The 20,199-nt window shown below is 37.0% G+C and carries 10 protein-coding genes; 9 read left to right on the top strand and 1 reads right to left on the bottom strand.

From position 1 onward, the window contains the following. The first annotated feature begins 13 nt into the window (after window positions 1-13). The 3 genes from AAGF08_RS16705 to frr all read left to right on the top strand — a co-directional run bounded on the left by AAGF08_RS16705 (window position 14) and on the right by frr (window position 1,920). Window positions 14-508 carry an acetyl-CoA carboxylase biotin carboxyl carrier protein subunit gene (locus AAGF08_RS16705; RefSeq protein WP_343512465.1) on the top strand — a complete coding sequence of 165 codons (495 nt, stop codon included), beginning with the start codon at window positions 14-16 and terminating at the stop codon, window positions 506-508. A gap of 130 nt (window positions 509-638) precedes the next feature. Next, a complete protein-coding gene (gene pyrH, locus AAGF08_RS16700; protein ID WP_343512464.1) occupies window positions 639-1,349 on the top strand; it encodes a UMP kinase in 711 nt (236 codons plus the stop codon). A 10-nt stretch (window positions 1,350-1,359) separates the two neighbouring features. Continuing rightward, window positions 1,360-1,920, top strand: a complete 561-nt coding sequence (gene frr, locus AAGF08_RS16695) for a ribosome recycling factor (protein ID WP_343512463.1) — start codon at window positions 1,360-1,362, stop codon at window positions 1,918-1,920. 55 nt (window positions 1,921-1,975) lie between these two features. On the opposite strand, the gene AAGF08_RS16690 is transcribed toward frr, so the two are convergent. Continuing rightward, window positions 1,976-4,621: a DUF5686 and carboxypeptidase regulatory-like domain-containing protein gene (locus AAGF08_RS16690; protein WP_343512462.1), complete on the bottom strand. Its 2,646-nt coding sequence runs from the start codon at window positions 4,619-4,621 to the stop codon at window positions 1,976-1,978. 530 nt (window positions 4,622-5,151) lie between these two features. On the opposite strand from AAGF08_RS16690, the gene AAGF08_RS16685 reads away from it, so the two are divergent. The 6 genes from AAGF08_RS16685 (at window position 5,152) to AAGF08_RS16660 (ending at window position 20,128) form a co-directional block, all read left to right on the top strand. After that, the gene (locus AAGF08_RS16685) at window positions 5,152-8,145 is read left to right on the top strand and encodes a carboxypeptidase-like regulatory domain-containing protein (RefSeq protein WP_343512461.1); all 2,994 of its coding nucleotides are present in this window, start codon (window positions 5,152-5,154) and stop codon (window positions 8,143-8,145) included. 19 nt (window positions 8,146-8,164) lie between these two features. Beyond that, a complete protein-coding gene (locus AAGF08_RS16680; RefSeq protein ID WP_343512460.1) occupies window positions 8,165-9,655 on the top strand; it encodes a RagB/SusD family nutrient uptake outer membrane protein in 1,491 nt (496 codons plus the stop codon). Window positions 9,656-9,720: 65 nt separating this feature from the next. Next, complete coding sequence (locus AAGF08_RS16675) at window positions 9,721-13,005, top strand: VCBS repeat-containing protein (RefSeq protein ID WP_343512459.1); 3,285 nt, start codon at window positions 9,721-9,723, stop codon at window positions 13,003-13,005. Next, window positions 12,974-13,558 carry a hypothetical protein gene (locus AAGF08_RS16670; RefSeq protein ID WP_343512458.1) on the top strand — a complete coding sequence of 195 codons (585 nt, stop codon included), beginning with the start codon at window positions 12,974-12,976 and terminating at the stop codon, window positions 13,556-13,558. The genes AAGF08_RS16675 and AAGF08_RS16670 overlap by 32 nt, the downstream gene beginning before the upstream one ends. After that, window positions 13,555-16,863, top strand: a complete 3,309-nt coding sequence (locus AAGF08_RS16665) for a VCBS repeat-containing protein (protein ID WP_343512457.1) — start codon at window positions 13,555-13,557, stop codon at window positions 16,861-16,863. Before AAGF08_RS16670 ends, AAGF08_RS16665 begins: the two co-directional genes overlap by 4 nt. Window position 16,864: 1 nt before the next feature. Next, window positions 16,865-20,128 (top strand): VCBS repeat-containing protein, encoded by a 3,264-nt coding sequence (locus AAGF08_RS16660; protein ID WP_343512456.1) that lies wholly within the window; start codon window positions 16,865-16,867, stop codon window positions 20,126-20,128. Window positions 20,129-20,199 lie beyond the last annotated feature (71 nt).

The raw sequence follows: 20,199 nt of genomic DNA, 5'->3' as shown, positions 1-20,199 counted from the left end.
CAAATAAATGGTAATGTTTTCAGTAACTATCCAGGACGAAACCTTTTCGGTAGAAAAAGCCGAAAACCTGACAGAGGTTAACGATAAAAAAATAGAATGGGATTTAGAATGGATTTCAGATAGAAAGATTCATCTCATTCGGAACAATCAATCCCTTGAAGCTGAATTGATTTCATTTGAAAGGGAAACCAAAACTCTTCAGATTCGACTAAACAATAAAACCGTGTCTCTGCAATTAAAGGACAGATTTGATCTTTTGCTGGAAAAAATGGGCATGAATAATAGCGCTGCTGGTTTAGTAAAAGATATAAAAGCCCCGATGCCAGGTTTAATTTTAGAACTCAAAGTAAAGCCCGGGGATGAAGTTAAGAAAGGGGATGTTGTCTTGATTTTAGAAGCTATGAAAATGGAAAATATTATCAAAGCTCCTGGAGATGGTTTGGTAAAAGCGGTAAAAGTAAACCTTAAACAGAGCGTAGAAAAAAATCAAGTATTGATTCAATTCTAAAAAGTAATTTATACTTACAAAAGGCAAAAATTAGATTTGCCCTAGCATAATGCCATGAAGGAATTATATTTGTCGGATTATTTGATCAAAAAAATTCTATTCAGCAACTCCATTGCAAATAAATCCATCTATGAAATATAAAAGAATACTCCTTAAACTAAGTGGTGAGGCTCTCATGGGAGATAAAAATTACGGAATCGACCCAAATAGACTTCAGCAATACACCAAAGAAATCATGAAGGTTAAGGAAATGGGAGTAGAAATTGCGATCGTAATTGGAGGTGGGAATATTTTTAGAGGAGTTCAAGCTGCCCAATCTGGAATCGACCGGGTACAGGGAGATTACATGGGTATGTTAGCAACTTTAATTAATGCAATGGCTTTACAAAGTGCCCTTGAAAAATCTGGCCTTTACACTAGATTGATGTCTGGGATCAAAATTGAAAGCGTTTGTGAGCCATTTATCCGTAGAAGAGCAATCCGCCATTTGGAAAAAGGCAGAATTGTTATTTTTGGTGCGGGAATAGGAAACCCCTATTTTACAACTGATTCTACCGCTAGTTTAAGAGCGATAGAAGTAGAAGCGGATGTGGTTTTGAAAGGTACTAGAGTTGATGGGGTTTACACTGCAGACCCAGAAAAAGATGCTACTGCGACTAAATATAAAACCATATCTTTCCATGAAGTGTATGAAAAAAACCTGAATGTTATGGATATGACGGCATTTACACTTTGTCAGGAAAACAACCTACCAATCATTGTGTTTGACATGAACAAAACTGGTAATTTAAGTAAACTCGTAGAAGGAGAGGAAGTTGGAACTTTGATTACAACACTTTAACCTTAAGATTATGGAAGAAATCGAATTATTCTTAGACGAAGCCAAAGAATTGATGCAAAAGGCCGTAGACCATACCGGAGCTGAATTACTAAAAATCCGTGCTGGTAAAGCGATGCCAAATTTGTTGGATGGAATAATGGTCCAATATTATGGGGCTCCGACTCCCCTAACTCAAGTTGCTTCTGTGAATACACCAGATGCAAGAACCCTTTCGATTAAGCCTTGGGAAAAAAACCTTATTGGTGAAATTGAAAAAGCCATCATTAATTCTGACCTGGGATTAGCCCCTCAAAACAACGGGGAACTTATAATTTTGACAATACCTGCACTCACTGAAGAAAGGAGAATCAATTTGGTAAAACAAGCTAAAAATGAATGTGAAAACGGAAAGATTTCAATTCGAACAGTTAGAAAAGAAACCAATGATTCATTAAAAAAGCTCCAAAAAGATGGCGCATCAGAAGATGAAATAAAAAGAGCTGAAGATCTGGTTCAAAAATTAACAGATCAATACTCATCTAAAATAGATGAGCTATTAGTTAAGAAGGAAGCAGATATCATGAAAGTTTAAATTTTTGATAGATTAGAAAAAGCCCGGTTTATATCGGGTTTTATTTTTTTTCAGCTTAGTTAACCTGGATAAACGTAGCAATCCCGAATCGAACTCCGCCTCTGAGATAATTGCCATTTTCAAATCCTGCTCCCACCTCCAATCGGAAAATCCTGAAAAGGTTGTCCAAAGAATACCCTACTTCCATGTAATTTGGAGAGTTTTCAGTTTTCAGATAATTAAAGAAAATGTTCTCCCTAACTCCTGAAAACCTCAACATAGGTAATTGAGTAAGTAGAAATTTGCGGAATTGGTAATGGAATATTCCCGACACATAAGAAGTATTGGTGCTGTATTTGTAATAATCCATGAATCGGAAATTTGAAGCAGGCCCAAAATTGGAGAAGATTGTTCTATTCCCGCCGAAATGCTGATAATCTTGAAAATACACTTGATTATTATTCAAAAATGTACCTGCTGAAACATTAAAATCAAATTTACCGCTGACTCCAAATTCAAAGAAATGTTCTATTCCCAACTCAATGTGGTCAAAATCTGAAGCAGTTTCAGAATCCAATAAACTACCGATCCCCTTAGTGTAATTAAATTTAATCAGGGGAGAATTACTTGTAATCGGATATTTCCTGCCATTTCTAATTCCATATTTCACGCCAGGTCTCCATTCTATACTTGTATTGAACTTTAAAATTTCATGATCTTGAAATGCTACATCTTCGATTTCTACATTTTCAGGTTGGTTTGAAGTATATACTCTTTCTTCCTTATTATACCAACTGTAATTAGAATTATTGAAAAGTTGATTTCTTTTTGCATACATTAGGTTTGCCCTGTAGGTAAATCCGTAATTCACTCGATGTGCCCAATAGACCCTTGCAAAATCTTGTTCATATAATTTCATGTAATTTTGCCTGAACAAAAGGGAGTAAAGGGCATTTACCTGTTCATTAATTGGCTCACCTCCATTAAATTGGTAGATAAATTTACCTCCCTCCAATCCGAAAGTTGTTCCCGATATTGGTTTTGTTGTTGACCATCTAAAATCAACCTTACTATAGAACTGATTACTAGAAAATCCATATCTTAACTCGGGTTCTATATTGAAGCTTTTTCGGATGCGATTTACACTATCTGCAAGTTTTTCCTCCTGATATTTTCTATAGAAAAGCCCCATGCCGAGTTTAAATCCTTCTACTGTATTGAATGAAATTTTGGTCCAATTTTGTTTAAAACCTACAGAAATCCCTTTCCCGAAGCTATAAGAAGAACCGTTCATAAAATCTAGAGGTTTGTATTTACTTCTGGCTTTTTTTGCAACAGAATCCACCTCACTTATTTTAGCTACTTCTACCACAGCAAGACTGTCATCCCTTTTGTATCCTTCTATTTCTTTCTCTGTAAGCGGTACAGGGCGAATACTATCCCAATAAGACAGCGCTCTCTTTTTTGCTAAAGAATCGATACTGTAGTAGCTCTCCGAAATCACCTCAGGCTCATCTCTTTCTTTCAACGCCTCTTTCTCATACTCATTTATAAGTTTTCTGTATTCCTTTCTTGTGGTTGGTTGTTCTTTTGCCAATTGCTCCAAAGCTGATTCTGACTTTTTAAACTCAACCGCTTCTTCGGGAACTTCCTGAACTTTTTCATCAATAATATCCGGAACGTAGGCCAAATCTGGATTTAATGTCACTTCATATTCACGGGTAGAAGCCAGATATTTAAATTCCCCTTCAAAACCAAAGAACTTGCCGCCAAAGGTGTATGTATGGGTAAGTGGCATCCAAACATTCTCCGCAACAAGTGCATATTGCTGGGTTGCTTGAATATCAAATCCAAGAAGAGAAGTCTTCAGATTAAGTGAATGGATTGCCCAAAGATCTTCAATAATATAAATATATCCCTCAAATACTCGCTCTCCTCTTGATCTTGGGGTTACTCGTATTTTATTTACCAAGACATCCTGATCAAAAAAACTACCTTCATATTTAAACCTATAATAAGCAAATGCAGACCTTGAAAGTGGCGAAATAATATCATTGATTTTGTCTTGGTAAAAACTGGTTTGGATGTAAGGAGCTGGCGAAGTTGACTGATTATCACCATTGGTTCTAATTGATATTACTTTTTCCTCTACTTTATTTGGTAGCGTAAAAGTGATTCGAGAAACTGACTCACTGGTATAAGCTTCATTAAGTTTCATTCCTTCTTTTTCAAGAGTTTTCTTCAGGAAAAAAGGAGCATCCGTTAATTGTCCTGTACCTTTTAAATACACAGTCATACTGTACTGCTGAAGTTGTAGTCTATGAAACTTAGCTTTTGAGATCGCCTTTCTCATGATTGTTAAAGCGGGGTCTTCCTGACCTGCTCTCACTTCCACTTCACTGAGCGTATATACTTGTGGTTCTAAAGTAAAATCAAGCTCAACCCAAGTATCATTTATTTCTATTGTTTTGAGCTGTGATTTGTAGCCCAAAAACTGAATCAAAACATCATAAACACCAGGATCAAGCTTATACTCATATCGTCCGTCCTGATTGGTAGGTACCCCATCTCCCAAATTCCTAATATAAACTGAAGCATAAGGTAAAATCTCTCCATCTGAAGAAACCACCTTGCCTCTTATACCTTGGGAATAAGTGAAAAAAGAAATGAAAAATAAAATTCCAAAAATGGGATACTTTAAAAACTTTAAATATTGAATCATATATTAATTCTTATAGGATAAATATATCTTTAAAATGTCTTGACACTAGAATTTATTCATATCATTTAAGAAATATTGAGCTTAATAACCAAATTTTTGAATGGGTTCTGAGTAGTATCAATTAATTAGTTAGACTTTTCTAATTAAATTTTTATAGTTGATACGTAATCTGATCGTTTATAGCCAAAGAAATAATTAAACATTTAGCCGAACTTCCTAAAAAAAATTAAAAATATGTTTTTTGGGCCGTATGAGGATGTTTCAAAAGGCGATAGAATTTCGAAAAAATTAATAAAAATGCAATTTTTTAAGTATTCGTAAATAGAAATCGATTTCCATTGTTTATTCAACTATAATTTACTCGATTAGATAAATATTATCTAATAGAAGGAATAATCTGTTAAATATAGTTTTTTAAACATACAGTTCAGGGGTTTGTCACCAATTGCAAAATCAAACAATTACATCCACTTTAGCCTCGAAATTAAGTACTCATACCTATTTCGCTTTTTAAACAAACAAAAAACCCTATGAGAAATTATTTACAAAAACTAAAGTCGTTTCTGCTATTGATGACCCTTTTAGTAGGGATTTCAACAGCTGTAAACGCCCAAAATAGATCTGTGACTGGTACAGTCCTGGATGCTAGTTTTGGAGACCCTGTTCCAGGTGCTACGGTATTGGTGAAGGGTACCACTCGTGGTGTAGCCACTGACTTGGACGGTAAATTCTCTATTGAACTACAAGCCGGAGATCAAATTTTGGTGATTTCATTTGTTGGATACTTAACCCAGGAAATTGAAATCGGGAACCAATCTACAATCACTGTGAATTTGGAAGAAGATATCCAAAGTCTGCAGGAAGCAGTGGTAATTGGATATGGTTCTCAAGATAAAAAGGAGATTACATCCGCAGTTGTAGGGGTGAAACCTGAAGATTTTAACAGAGGTAATGTTTCCAACCCAGCTCAATTATTACAGGGTAAAGTTGCTGGTCTATCAATCACAAGACCAGGTGGTAACCCAAACTCAGGATTCAATGTTAGACTGAGAGGTCTATCTACATTTGGAGCAAACTCTTCTCCCCTAATTGTACTAGACGGAGTAATTGGAGCATCCCTTGAAAATGTGGATCCAAATGATATCCAATCTATTGATGTGTTGAAAGATGGATCTGCTGCTGCTATTTATGGCGCTAGAGGTTCTTCAGGTGTTATTCTTATTACAACAACGAAGAAATCTAGTAAAGATGGTAGAGCAAGTGTTTCAATTAATGCTTTTGGAACAATGGATCAGGCAACCAATTTAATTCCAATACTTTCTGCAGAAGAATTTGTGGAAAGAGGTGGAACTGATTTTGGAAGTAATACTGATTGGAGAAATGAATTGATTGATGATGCATTCTCTTATACTACTAATGCTAGCGTTTCCGGTGGCTTTAACAATACCAACTACATGGCTTCAGTTAACTACAGAGATAACCAAGGTATTGTAAACGGTGTTTCTAACAAGAGACTTAATACAAGATTGAATTTACAACAGGGAGTTCTTGACAATAAATTGAGATTTAATGTAAACTTGTCATTTACCAATGTAGACTCAGAATCAATCAATGATGCAGCATTTAGATATGCGACATTATATAATCCAACTGCTCCAGTTTTCGAAAATTCTGAAGATGCAGTTAATCGTTTCGATGGATATTTCCAAAGAGATTTATTTGACTTCTACAATCCTGTTGCATTAGCAAACCAACAGCAATTTATTGGTGAAACTAAAACTGCTTTGACATCTTACAGAGCAGAATATGACATTCTTCCAAATTTGACTGTTTCTGCTCAGTATTCTCAGGATAGAAGAAATACACTTTCAGGAGCATTTTGGTCACAATATGATTTCCAAGTTGGATTGGGAGCCGGTGGTTCTGCACAAAGAAATACTTTTGACAGATCTCAAAAAATCTTTGAATCAACAATCAGATATGAAGTTGATTTATCTCCTAGTTTAAATTTAACCTTGTTAGGCGGCGGGGCAACTCAGACAACTAAAAACCAAGGATTCAATGCAAGAGTTAGACAATATCTCTTTGATCTAGGATGGAATAATCTTGGGGCAGGTTCTATCAGACTTGGAAACAATACGGATGTTTCATCATTTGCGAACGAAGACAAGCTTAATTCTTTATTCGGAAGAGCAAACTTCAACTATAATAATACCTACTTCTTCTCTGCATCGGTAAGAGCTGAAACTTATTCAGGATTCGGTGATAACAACCAGACTGGTATTTTTCCCGCCTTCAGTGCCGGTGCTGATTTCAATCAGATTTTTGACATGGGAATCTTCAGCCAATTCAAACCAAGAGTATCTTATGGTATCACTGGAAACCTTCCCCCTTCTCCTACCTTAGCATTAGGTGCTTATGGAAACGGGAACCGAATTGATTTGGACGGTGATCCTCTGACAACAAATGACGTTTATGTAGGTATTGTTCAAAACTCAAATCCCAACAAAGATCTAAAATGGGAAACTAAAAGCGAGATTAACTTCGGTATTGACTTCGGTTTGTTTAATGACAAATTCACCGGTAGCATGGATTACTATGTTAGGAATATTTCTGACTTGTTATTTAATGTGCCTGTTGCAACTGGAGCACCAAACCCATTCGATCCTGGAAGATTTAATACAGCATCTTCCACTTGGGTAAATCTTGCAGATTTGAAAGCTGGAGGTTTTGAATTCGCATTAGCAGCAAACGCAATAGAATTGGGCCCCATCAATTGGAGCCCAAGTATCAACTTCACTATATATCAAAAGACAACAATTGAAAGTTTATCAGCTGGAGATCTTGGATTTGAAGAATTGAGGTTTGCCCCTCCGGGATCTCCTGGACAGAATAACAACCCAATGATTTATAACAGAGTTGGTCAGACGCTTGGTGATTTCTACGGTCCGAGATTAAATGGATTAACAGATGGTGGAGAATACATTCTATCTACCACTGATCCAAATGAATTTGAAAAACTAGGAAACGGTCTACCAAAAGGTGAATTCGGTTTTGCAAATAACTTTGTCTACGGACAATGGAATTTAAGTTTCTTTTTAAGAGGAGCATGGGGTCATGACTTGTATAATTCTTACAGAGGATTCTATGAAAATGCTGATGCTGGATCAAATACTTGGAATTCTGTTGTCACTGATAAGACTCCAACATCACCTCTAGTTACGTCTACACCTACATTCAATAGCTCTTATATCGAAAATGCTAGTTTCGTAAGATTAGACAATATGGAATTGGGTTATAATTTCAAAACAAGTTCTCCTAACTTAAATTCTTTCAGAGTTTATTTTGCTGCACAGAACTTATTCACAATTACAAATTACACAGGGGTTGATCCTGAAGTAAGAATTACAGATTCTGAAAATGGAGATGGTTTTACTACTTCATTATCGCCAGGTATTGAAAGAAGAAATACCTACTTCCAGACTAGATCACTGACTTTGGGTGTAACTGTAAATTTTAAATAATCAATCAAAAATCAGAGACATGCTAAAATATATAAGTAAAATTTGTCTAGTGGTTCCAATGGTGTTTTTATTGGGATCATGTTGGGAATTGGATCAGGAGGTCCTCGATGGAGTTACTCCTGAAGATGTAGCTAACAGTAATAATCCAGAGTTGATTGACGTATTGAAAGCTTCTGCATATTCAAGAATAGTAGGAAGCTGGGGTGGTCATAATAGCATATGGTCAATCTATGAAGTGGCGTCGGATGAAATGGCAATACCTCAAAAAGGAGCCGACTGGGAAGATGGTGGACTATGGTTAAGAATGCACAGACACACCTGGTCTCCTTCTGATGAAGCTTTCAATAACTCTTGGAACTATTGCTTCACTGCGATTGGAGAAATCAACAACTTGATCATTTCATTCCCAGATGTGGAAGCATTAAATGCAGAATTAAAAGTACTTAGAGCCCTATCTTACCTTTGGCTCATCGATAGTTTTGGAAATGTACCTATCATAACAGAAGTTTCAACAGGTGGAAATCCATCCAATAATTCAAGGCAAGAAGTGTTTGATTTTATCGAGTCTTCTATTTTGGATAATGTGGATCTTTTAGTTAAGTCTAATACTAAAACTACCATCAATTATTATACAGCTCATGCAATGCTGGCTAAGCTTTATCTTAATGCAGAAATCTATACAGGTACACCTAGATGGGCTGATGCAGAAGCTGCTGCTGATGTTGTTATTAACAGTGGTTTATATTCTTTGTCTTCAAACTTCTTTAGCAACTTTGCAACCAGAAACGGAGGATCAACTGAGAATATTTTAACACTACCGTATGATGAAAACAATGCAGGTGGATTCAACTTGGTCCAAATGACACTTCACTACCTAAGTCAAAATACATTCAACTTGCAAGAGCAGCCATGGAATGGATATGCTTCTTTAGAAGAGTTCTATAATAGTTTTGATGACAACGACGTGAGAAAACAAAGTTTCCTGGAAGGCCCACAATTTGCTGCTGATGGAACTAGATTAAATGATATTTCTGCAGAAGCCAATGATCCAGATGGAGAACCTTTGACTTTCACTCCAGAAATTAATATGCTTGCTCCAAACGCTTTTAGACAAGCAGGAGTAAGAGTTGGTAAATTTGAATTTGCTTCCGGCTCACCTTCTAACATGAGTAATGATTATCCTTTGATCAGATTATCAGATATCATATTAATCAAAGCAGAGGCAGCATTCCGTCAAGGAAAAACAGGAGATGCTTTGACTGCAATCAATCAAGTAAGAACAAGAGCTAAAATGCCTGCCTATAATTCCTTGACTCTAGATGATATCTATAATGAAAGAGGGTATGAATTGTTTGCAGAAGCATCCAGAAGAACTGATATGATCAGATTTGGAAAATGGAATGAACCATGGTGGGAAAAAGAAGCATCTGAACCTTACAGAGCTTTATTTCCAATCCCATTACAACAAATCAATGCTAACCCTAATCTGACTCAAAATCCAGGTTACTAAAAGTATTTGGTAAATTACAGAAAAGGAAGTGTATTTTTGTACACTTCCTTTTTTTTCAAAACTCTATGAAAATTAGGACTTACATCCTATTTCTTACCATTATCTTCGCTTCCTGCAGCAATCAGGACAGGAAAGAAATCACCCTATTCCAATTACTCTCTGAGGAAGAAACAGGGATTAGTTTTAGAAATGATCTTTCATATACTGAAAAGGTCAACCCATATACTTTTAGAAATTTTTATAACGGAGCAGGAGTCGCTCTCGCTGACATCAATCAGGATGGTTTGATCGATATTTTTCTAGCAGGAAATCAAACTTCGAATAAACTCTACCTCAACGAAGGAAACTTAAAATTCAAGGACATCACAGTTTCTGCAGGTTTAGAATCAGAAAACGTGTGGTCTACTGGAGTCAGTATGGCTGATATCAATGGGGACGGTCTAACTGACATTTTTGTCAGCAAATCCGGACCTCCCGGAGGCACTAAAAGGCATAATGAACTTTTTATCAATAATGGAGATCTTACTTTCTCAGAAAAATCAGCCTCCTATGGATTGAATGATGAAGGCCTTTCCCAACATGCCGTGTTTTTTGATTATGACAAAGATTCAGATCTAGACTTTTATTTACTAAGTAATTCGACAAGATCAGTTGGGATTTTTGATTTGCGAAAAGGTCAAAGAGAAATCAGAGATGAAAATGGTGGAAATAAACTTTACAGAAACGATGGGGACAAGTTCACAGATGTGAGCGAGGAAGCCGGAATTTATGGAAGTGCAATCGGTTATGGTCTCGGAGTCACCGTGGCTGACCTCAATGCAGATACATGGCCTGATTTGTATATTTCAAATGATTTTTTCGAACGGGACTACCTTTACCTTAACAACCAAGACGGTACTTTTTCTGAGCAATTACCTGAATTGATTTCAGAGTTAAGTATGGGATCCATGGGAGCAGATATTGCCGACCTAGACAATGATGGAAGACCTGACATTTTTGTTACAGAAATGCTACCGGCTGAATTGAGCCGGGCAAAAACCAAAACTCCATTTGAAGAGTGGGATAAGTATGAGGCAAATATAAAAGCCGGCTATCATCATCAGTTTACCAGAAACACGCTTCAAAGGAATCTTGGATTCAAACCAGAAACGAACGAACCAATATTTTCAGAGGTTTCCAGACAAACGGGGATGGAAGCTACAGATTGGAGCTGGGGAGCCTTGATTTTTGATGCAGATAATGATGGCCTCAAAGATGTTTTTGTTGCAAATGGAATCGTTAAAGATCTTACTGATTTTGACTTTGTTGATTTCTATGTGAACGATCAGGAGAAAATAGAAGGTTTTAGAAGAGACTCTGTTTTACTGACCAAAATGATCGATGAGTTCCCATCAAATCCTCAGCAGAATTATTGGTTTAAAAACCTAGGAAACTGGAATTTTCAAAATCTTGCAGATTCAATCGGGCTTTCTCAAAAAACTTTCAGTACCGGGGCTGCTTATGGGGATTTGGATAATGATGGAGATTTGGATTTGGTTATTAATAATCTAAACGATCGAGCCTACATCTATCAAAATAATACCGAAAAATCCCAAAACTCAAATTACTTGACATTAAACCTAGGACAGGAATTTGGAGCTCAGGTAACTTGTTTTGTTCAAGGAAAAAAACTTTACCAAGAGTTTCAGCCGGTCAAAGGATACATGTCATCGGTAGACCCCAGAATTCATTTTGGTTTAGGAGATGCATCCAAGATCGATTCCGTACAAATCAGATGGGCTAATGGAGAAATAAATATTTTCAAGGAAATTGCAACTAATCAAATCATTACATTTAAACCTTCAAGTCTAAATCTTTCCCCTTCAGTACCCTCCACTCCAAAACCCATATTCACCACTTCAAAAAATAGGATTCCTTTTACTCATCGAGAAAGCAATTTTATAGATTTTGACCGGGATCGACTTAGGTTTTGGATGATCAGTAATGAAGGTCCCAAAGCCGCCAAAGGAGATATTAATGGAGATTCACTGGAGGATTTATTTATTCCAGGAGCAAAAGGCCAAAGTTCTGCCCTTTTGATACAGCAACCGGACGGGAGCTTTATCCCAAAACAACGAGAAGTTTTCGAAAAAGACAGTCTTTCTGAAGATGTATTATCCCATTTTTTTGATGCCAATGGAGATAGCCATCTCGATTTAATAGTAGGATCTGGAGGAATTGAATTTGCATATGGTGCTTTTCAATACAAAGACCGACTCTATCTCAACGATGGAAATGGTAGTTTTCAGAAAAAAGAAACTGTTTTTCCTTCGTTTCCAACCGGATTTATCCTTTCTGAAGATATAGATCAAGACGGAGATATAGATTTGATCATGGGACATCGATCCCTTCCTTTTGCATATGGGCTTCCAGCTCCTATTTCATTTTGGAGGAATGATGGTAAAGGTAATTTCGAAGATGTCTCTAAAACTCTTGGATTTGATTTTTCTGAAATCGGAATGCTCACAAGTGGCGGCTGGGATGATTTAAATGGAGATGGTAATGCTGAGTTAATTCTTGCCGGGGAATGGATGCCAATCAGAGTCTTTAGTTTTTCACAAGGGAAATTTGAGGAAAAGACTGAAGAATTTGGTTTTTCAAATACCAGCGGCCTCTGGAATACACTTTTGATTGAGGATATCAATGGAGATAGTCTTCCAGATATTTTAGCAGGTAACCTTGGACTTAATTCAAGATTGCAGACATCACCAAAAAATCAACTTCAACTTTACATTAATGATTTTGATCAAAATGGATCCCTCGACCATATCATGGTTTCTTCTGACGGCCAAAAAGCTATTCCTTGGCTCATGAAAAATACTTTATTGAAACAAATTCCTTCTTTGAAAAAACAATTACCAACTTATGCTTCCTATCAAAACAAGAGCCTGCAAGAACTCTTTCCAGAGGATGTATTGTCAAAATCTTTAATTCTAAAAGGGGATATCCTTAGTACTTCCGCTTGGATAAATACAGGAGAGGGAACCTTTGAAAAAATCCCACTTCCCCAAGAGGTACAATCTGCCCCAGTTTATGCTATACAATCATTCCAAGGAAATGAAGGAGAGCAATTCTTGATATTTGGAGGAAACCAAAGCAAGATTAAACCGGAACTAGGCAGTCAAATGGGGAGTTTTTCTTGGGTGCTGAAAAAATCAGAAGAAAATAATTGGGAAGTCTTGCTTCCAGAACAAAGTGGTATTTACGTTCCTGGAGAAATAAGGGACATTTTACCTATTAAAATTAATAAAGAGAATCATTTACTCTTTTTGAGAAATAATGAAAATACAATTGCATTCAAGATTCATTAATCTAGGACTTTTTATTTCTATATGCCTTACTTCCTGCCAAACACCTTATGAGAAGATGGTGGAAAGGGAAATAGCATCAGGTAAAGAAGTGAAAGAAATCTTCCTAGGGATTGAGCTCGGTATGTCAAGGAAAGACTTTTTTGAAACTTGTTGGGAGTTAAATAGTCAAGGAATCCTAACGAACGGACCGACAGAATTAAGTGTAGAGTACGATGCTCCATTGCCTTCAGGTAATCCTGCTAAAATGAGGTTTTACCCAAAGTTTGAGGATGATAAAATTTATATGATGCCCGTAGAGTTTGCATATGATGGATGGGCTCCATGGAATGAGGAATTATCTGTGGAAAAACTGAGAGAGGATGTGGTTCAGCTTTTTGAAAAGTGGTATGGAAGTGGTTTTATTGAGGTGAGCAATGAAGACAAAAGTCAGATCGTATTTGTTAAAGTGGATGGTAATAGAAGAATCAGGATATTTAAGAAACACCTGTCTATTATCCGGGCTGAGATTTTGGATTTGAAAGTACAGGAAGAACTTGGAGTGGACCCCTCATGAAAAAAATAATTGTTGGAATAATTCTGTCTTCAATTCTTTTTTCTTGCCAGAAAGAACAGAAAACAACCCCTACCCTCTTCCAAAAAATTGATCCCGAGGAGTCTGGAATTGATTTCAGAAATGAGTTGTCATTTGATGAACAGTTTAACATTTTCACCTACAGAAATTATTACAATGGAGGTGGAGTCGCCTTAGGGGATATCAATAATGATGGACTTTTAGACATCTATTTCTCCGCAAACCTAAGCGATAACAAACTCTACCTGAATAAAGGTAATTTTCAGTTTGAAGATATTACGGACCAAGCTGGAGTTGCTGGAAAGAGTGCCTGGAGTACCGGAGTGGCTATGGCAGATGTAAATGGAGATGGTTTCCTGGATATCTATGTTTGTAATTCTGGGGATATTGCAGGTGATAATAAAAAAAACGAGTTATTCATCAATAACAAAGACGGGTCTTTCAAAGAGCAAGCGGAAGAATATGGTTTAGCTAACCAAGGATTCTCTACCCATGCCGTATTTTTTGACTACGACAAAGATTTGGATCTGGATGTTTATTTGTTGAACAATAGCTACGAGGCGATAGGAAGTTTCAACAAAATGCAAAATGAGCGTCCCAAAAGGGATGCTGTCGGCGGAGACAAACTTTTCCGAAATGATGGAGAAATATTTACAGATGTTAGTGAAGAAGCTGGGATTTTTGGGTCTGTAATAGGTTTTGGTTTGGGAATTACAATTGGTGATGTCAACCAAGATACCTGGCCAGACATCTTCATCTCCAATGATTTTTTTGAAAGAGATTATCTGTATATAAATAATCAAGACGGCACATTTACAGAATCACTGGAAGCCAGCATGAGATCGATAAGCGCAGCCTCCATGGGAGCTGATATTGCAGATATCAATGGAGATGGCTTACTGGACATTTTCGTTACAGATATGCTACCCGAGATTCCAACTCGGCTCAAGCAGATAACCACATTTGAGAATTGGGATAAATTTCAATTCAACAAGAACCACGGGTACCACTATCAGTTTTCAAGAAATATGCTTCATGTCAACAATGGAGATGGCACATTCAGTGAAATGGGGAGACTCGCCAATGTGGAAGCTACTGATTGGAGTTGGGGAGCCTTAATTTTTGATATGGATGGCGATGGAATGAAGGATCTTTTTGTTGCGAATGGAATCTATCAAGATATTACTGATTTGGATTATCTGAATTTCATCGATGATGAGGAGACCAAAATCAAAATTATTTCTGAGGGAGGAGTTGATTATAAAGCATTAATTGACCCGATACCCATCAACCCGATTTCTAATTATGCTTTTCATAATCTGGGTGATTTACAATTTGAAAACAAAGCAAATGATTGGGGGCTTGGAGAACCAATTCAATCCAATGGTGCTGCATATGGAGACTTGGATAATGATGGGGATTTAGACTTGGTCATCAACAATGTAAATGATCTCGCCCTTATCTTCAGAAATGATACGCGTCAGTTACACCCAGATCATCATTTTCTTCAGTTGCAATTAAAGGGCAAAGGAAAAAACACTGAAGCTATAGGAGCCCAGATTATCGTGAAAGCAGGTAGTAAAAAATTCTATCTGGAACAAATGCCTAATCGTGGATTCCAATCTTCAGTAGATCCAAAATTAACACTTGGGCTTGGCGAAATCTCAACAATTGATGAGATCAATGTCCTCTGGCCAGACGGTTCATTTACTCATCAAACCAGTATACCTGTAGATCAATTGATCCGTTTGGATTGGGATGAATCCGGAGCGATGCCTGTCGGTTTTGATTTTTTCGAAAAACCAACAGGAGCTCTCTTTGAAAAAGAGAGTGCTTCAGTTTTAGATTTTACTCATCAGGAAAATCCAATGGTGGATTTTGATCGGGACAGACTTACTTACCATATGTTTTCAACCGAAGGTCCCGCATATGCAAAAGGCGATGTCAACGGTGATGGTTTAGAAGACTTATTTTTTGGAGGTGCAAAAACCTTTTCTGGTAAATTATTCCTGCAACAAAAAGATGGAACCTTCACGCTTTCAGAACAACCTTCTTTTGCAGCTGATGCACTTTCAGAAGATACAGACGCAGTTTTTGTGGATGTAAATGGAAATGGGTTTTTAGATCTTGTTGTCGCTTCTGGGGGAAACGAATCTGGTTTTGGTTCACTTGATCTGGCGGATCGGGTTTACATTAATGATGGAAAGGGGAATTTTCAAAAGAAACAGGATTCTGGTCTTGAATTCGTATTAGGAAGCACTTCGGTTATCCAACCTATTGATCTAAACTCAGACGGAGCGATAGACTTTTTTATGGGAGGAAGGTTAGTTCCATTTGTTTATGGAGCTCCCGCCAATAGCATCATTTGGATTAATGACGGTAATGGAAACTTTTCTGATCAAACCAATCAACTTGCACCAGCGCTTAAAGAAATCGGGATGGTAACAAGTGCAGTAGTATTGGACTATGATCAAGATGGAAATAATGACCTCGTTTTGGTTGGAGAATGGATGGCACCTACCTTTTTAAGGAATACTGGTGGCAAACTAGATTTGATAGAAATGCCAGAAATGGATTCCCTTAAAGGTTGGTATAGAAGTTTGGAGATTGGAGATTTTAATGAGGATGGAAAACCCGATTTAATCCTTGGAAATCATGGGTTGAATTCTCGATTTAAAACTGACACCCAACATCCAATATCCATGTATCTGAATGATTTTGATCAAAATGGAGCAATTGAACACATCTTCACGAGACAAAATGAAGGAGGACAGGTACCTTATACTTTAAAGCATGAATTAGAAAAACAGATTCCTGGAATCCGTAAGAAATATATGCGCTACAGCAATTATAACAATCAAATGCTAAAGGATTTATTCCCGGAAGAAGCCATTAATAATTCTATTATTAAACAAGTGAATCAATTGGCTTCTGGGATTCTAATCAACCAAGGAAATGGGAATTTTACTTGGAAAGCATTACCAAGGATGGCACAAAAATCCTGGATTTTTGCGATTCAGGTGACAGATCTTAACGGAGACGGGCATTTGGATTTGATCTTGGGAGGAAATCTGGAGCAGGCAAAACCCGAGGTAGGGAAATATGATGCAAGTTATGGTGAAATACTAATGGGAACCGGCGATGGGTCTTTTGAATATTGGCCAAATTCACAACATGGAATGAGATTAGACGGTGATATTAGAGCTATAGATAAGCTTGATGAGCATCAATTTTTAATAGTGAAAAACAGTGGGCCAGCTGAGATTTGGAAAGTTCTAAACAAGTAAAATGAAGATTAAATCACTAGGTTTTCTGGCGTTTACTGTTTTTCTATTTTCCTGCGAAAAAGAAAAGGAAACCAAATTATTTGAGCTCATTCCATCCGAGCGATCTGGGATCGAATTTGAAAACAAACTTTCCTCTTCACCCGAATTTAATATTCTTGAATATCTCTATTTCTACAATGGAGGAGGTATAGCCGCAGGAGATATCAATAATGATGGTCTCATAGACCTATATTTTACTGGAAATCAAGTTTCAAATAAACTCTATTTAAATAAAGGGGATTTTGAATTTGATGACATTACTGAAAAGGCAGGAGTGACAGGAGAAAATGGATGGTCCACAGGAGTCACAATGGCTGATGTAAATGGAGATGGTTTATTGGATATTTACGTATCTCAAGTTGGAGAATACAAAGAGCTTCGTGGAAAAAACCGGCTTTACATTAATCAGGGAGATGAAACATTCATCGATTTAGCAGCAGAGTTTGGAGTGGACTTTGTTGGCTTCAGTACACAAGCTGTATTTTTTGATTACGATCGAGATGGTGATTTGGATATGTATTTACTGAATCATTCTGTCAAATCCCCGGAAGTATTTTCGAAAGCTTCAACTCGAACTACACCAAATGAGAAAGGAGACAAACTTTTTAAAAATTTAGCTGCAGAAGGAAAAAGAGGCTTTGAAGATGTAACACAAGAGGCAGGCATTTATTCCAGCATTTTGGGATTTGGATTGGGTGTAGGAATAGAAGATTTTAACAATGACGGATGGCCAGATATTTATATTTCCAATGACTTCACTGAAAATGATTACCTCTATCTAAACCAAAAAGATGGTACGTTTTTAGAATCTTTGGAAAATATGATTTCCAATACCAGTAGATATAGCATGGGAAATGACCTTGCGGATATAAATGGTGATGGAAAGCCAGAGATATTCACTACAGATATGCTCCCGGAGAATCCAGAAATCTGGATGAAATCTGTAGGAGAAGATAAATCAGAAGTTTACCAGATCAAAAAGCAATTTGGCTACAACGACCAATATGTGAGGAACCATCTTCAGGTAAATCAAAGTAATGGTAATTTCAGTGAATTGGCCTTATTTGCAGGAGTATCTGCTTCAGATTGGAGTTGGTCCCCTTTGATTTTCGACATGGATAATGATGGCCTTATGGATATTCATGTGACAAATGGGATTGTTAAACGTCCCAATGATCTTGATTTCATTCAATATAGTCAGGAACCAGATCCCACGAGTTCAATGGAGAGTTTAAGGGAAACTCAAATAGAAATGCTCCCAACAGTTAAGCTTCCAAATTATGCCTTTCAAAATACCGGAGATCTGAAATTTTGTGATAAAGCTAGTGCATGGGGTTTAGATCAGCCAAGTTATTCCAACGGGTCTTCCTACGCTGATTTGGACAATGATGGAGATTTGGATTTAATTATTAATAATTTAAATCAGCCTGCATTTATTTATAAAAATCACTCAGAAAAATCCGGAAATCATTTCCTCTCTGTTGTACTAAAGGGGAAAGCTCTCAATAGATTTGGGATTGGTTCTAAAGTTTCTGTTTTCTGTAAACAGCAGCTTTTTTCCCAATATGTGAGTACCAGTAGAGGTTTTCAGTCCGCTGTTCCCCCTCATTTAGTTTTTGGTTTGGGTAAAGCGGAAGTTATTGATTCCGTGGTTGTAGATTGGCCAGAAGGAGAAAGCGAAGTGTTTTTTGACATAAAAATTGATTCAAATCTCATCCTAGAAAAAGGTAGCGGAAAGGGGTATCAACAATTCAATGAAGAGCAATCCAAACAAATTGATTTACCCGTTATTGACTGGAAACATCAGGAAAAGACTGATGTCGACGAGGTAAAGAGAGAATATTTAATTCCTCGATCTTTTGCCTCTTTAGGCCCTGCAATAGCAATAGGCGATGTAAATTCCGATGGACTGGAGGATGTCTATTTAGGCGGTGCAAAGGATCAACCGGGCGTAATATTCCTGCAAAATTCAAATGGTGGGTTTGAACAAATCCAAAACCCAATATTCCAACAATTAGCAAAAGCAGAGGATGTCGTAGCAAAATTTGCTGACCTCAATCAGGATGGTAACTTAGACTTATATGTGGGAAGTGCAGGGAATGAATACGAGGAGGGAAATCTTTTCCTATTTGATAGAATCTATTTTGGGAAGGGAAATGGAGAATTTCAATTCATCCCAAATGCTCTCCCCCCTATTGGTGAGAATACCTCCTCGATAGCAATTCACGATGTGGATAGAGATGGAGATATAGATATTTTTTTAGGAGCTTCAGTAGGAACCGGAGATTATGGAGCCTCTCCAAAAAGTAGTTTATTAATAAATCTTGGCAATGGAAAGTTCCGGGATGAAACCAATAATTGGTTTGGATCCGAAGGATATTTGGGGATGATCAATTCTGCTATATGGGCAGATTTAGATTCAGATTCGATAGAAGAACTAATTCTTACCGGAGATTGGCAAACCATTCGGGTTTTTAAAAAAACAAATGATAATCAACTGAAAGAGGTTCAAATTACCGGTTTAGAAAAGTCTTCGGGATGGATTCAATCTTTGGAAATCGCTGACATCAATGGAGATGGATTAGAAGATATAATTTCCGGGAATTTGGGGGAAAATTCAAAACTTAAAGCAAGTACTGAGAGACCACTATGGCTTTACCACGCTGACTTTGATGGGAATGGACAAGCTGATCCTATTATTTTTCATTTCATGGGAAATAAATTAGTTCCTTTTGCAACCAGAGATGACTTGATCAAACAAATCCCAGGAATCAAAAAATTACATAATTCCTATGCGGAATACTCCAGGATATCAAGACCTGAAGACTTATTTCCAGCTCCGGCTTTGAACGCTGCAAAGAAGTATCCTGTCTATGAATTGAGATCCGGAATTTTTTTCCAACAAGCAAATGGCAGTTTTGTGTTTGAACCGCTGCCGGGCGCTGCACAATGGACTCAAATAATGGACACTTTTTGGGACGAATTGACCCAAACGCTTCATTTAGCAGGAAATTTTTCCGGGTTTAGAACAGACATTGGAAAAAGCAATACTATTTCTTACCAATCATGGAAATACTATAATGGAATTTGGATTGATGGTAAATCACTTTCAAAAGTACCAAAGCACAAAGAAGTAAGGAGATTAGCTCCAATAACAATCAATGAAAAAAAATATTTGCTAGCACCGACAAATTCAGATTCTGTCTATTGGATAAAATTATATTAACATCATTGAATTGATAGTTTATCTTGGATAAGGGTAATGAAATTGAAAATTGATTCAAATTCATTTTCATA

This window comes from Algoriphagus sp. SE2, from assembly GCF_039563885.1.
GTDB lineage: Bacteria > Bacteroidota > Bacteroidia > Cytophagales > Cyclobacteriaceae > Algoriphagus.
The sequence above is the reverse complement of the archived record's forward strand: the minus strand, read 5'-3'. Positions and strand labels throughout refer to the sequence as shown.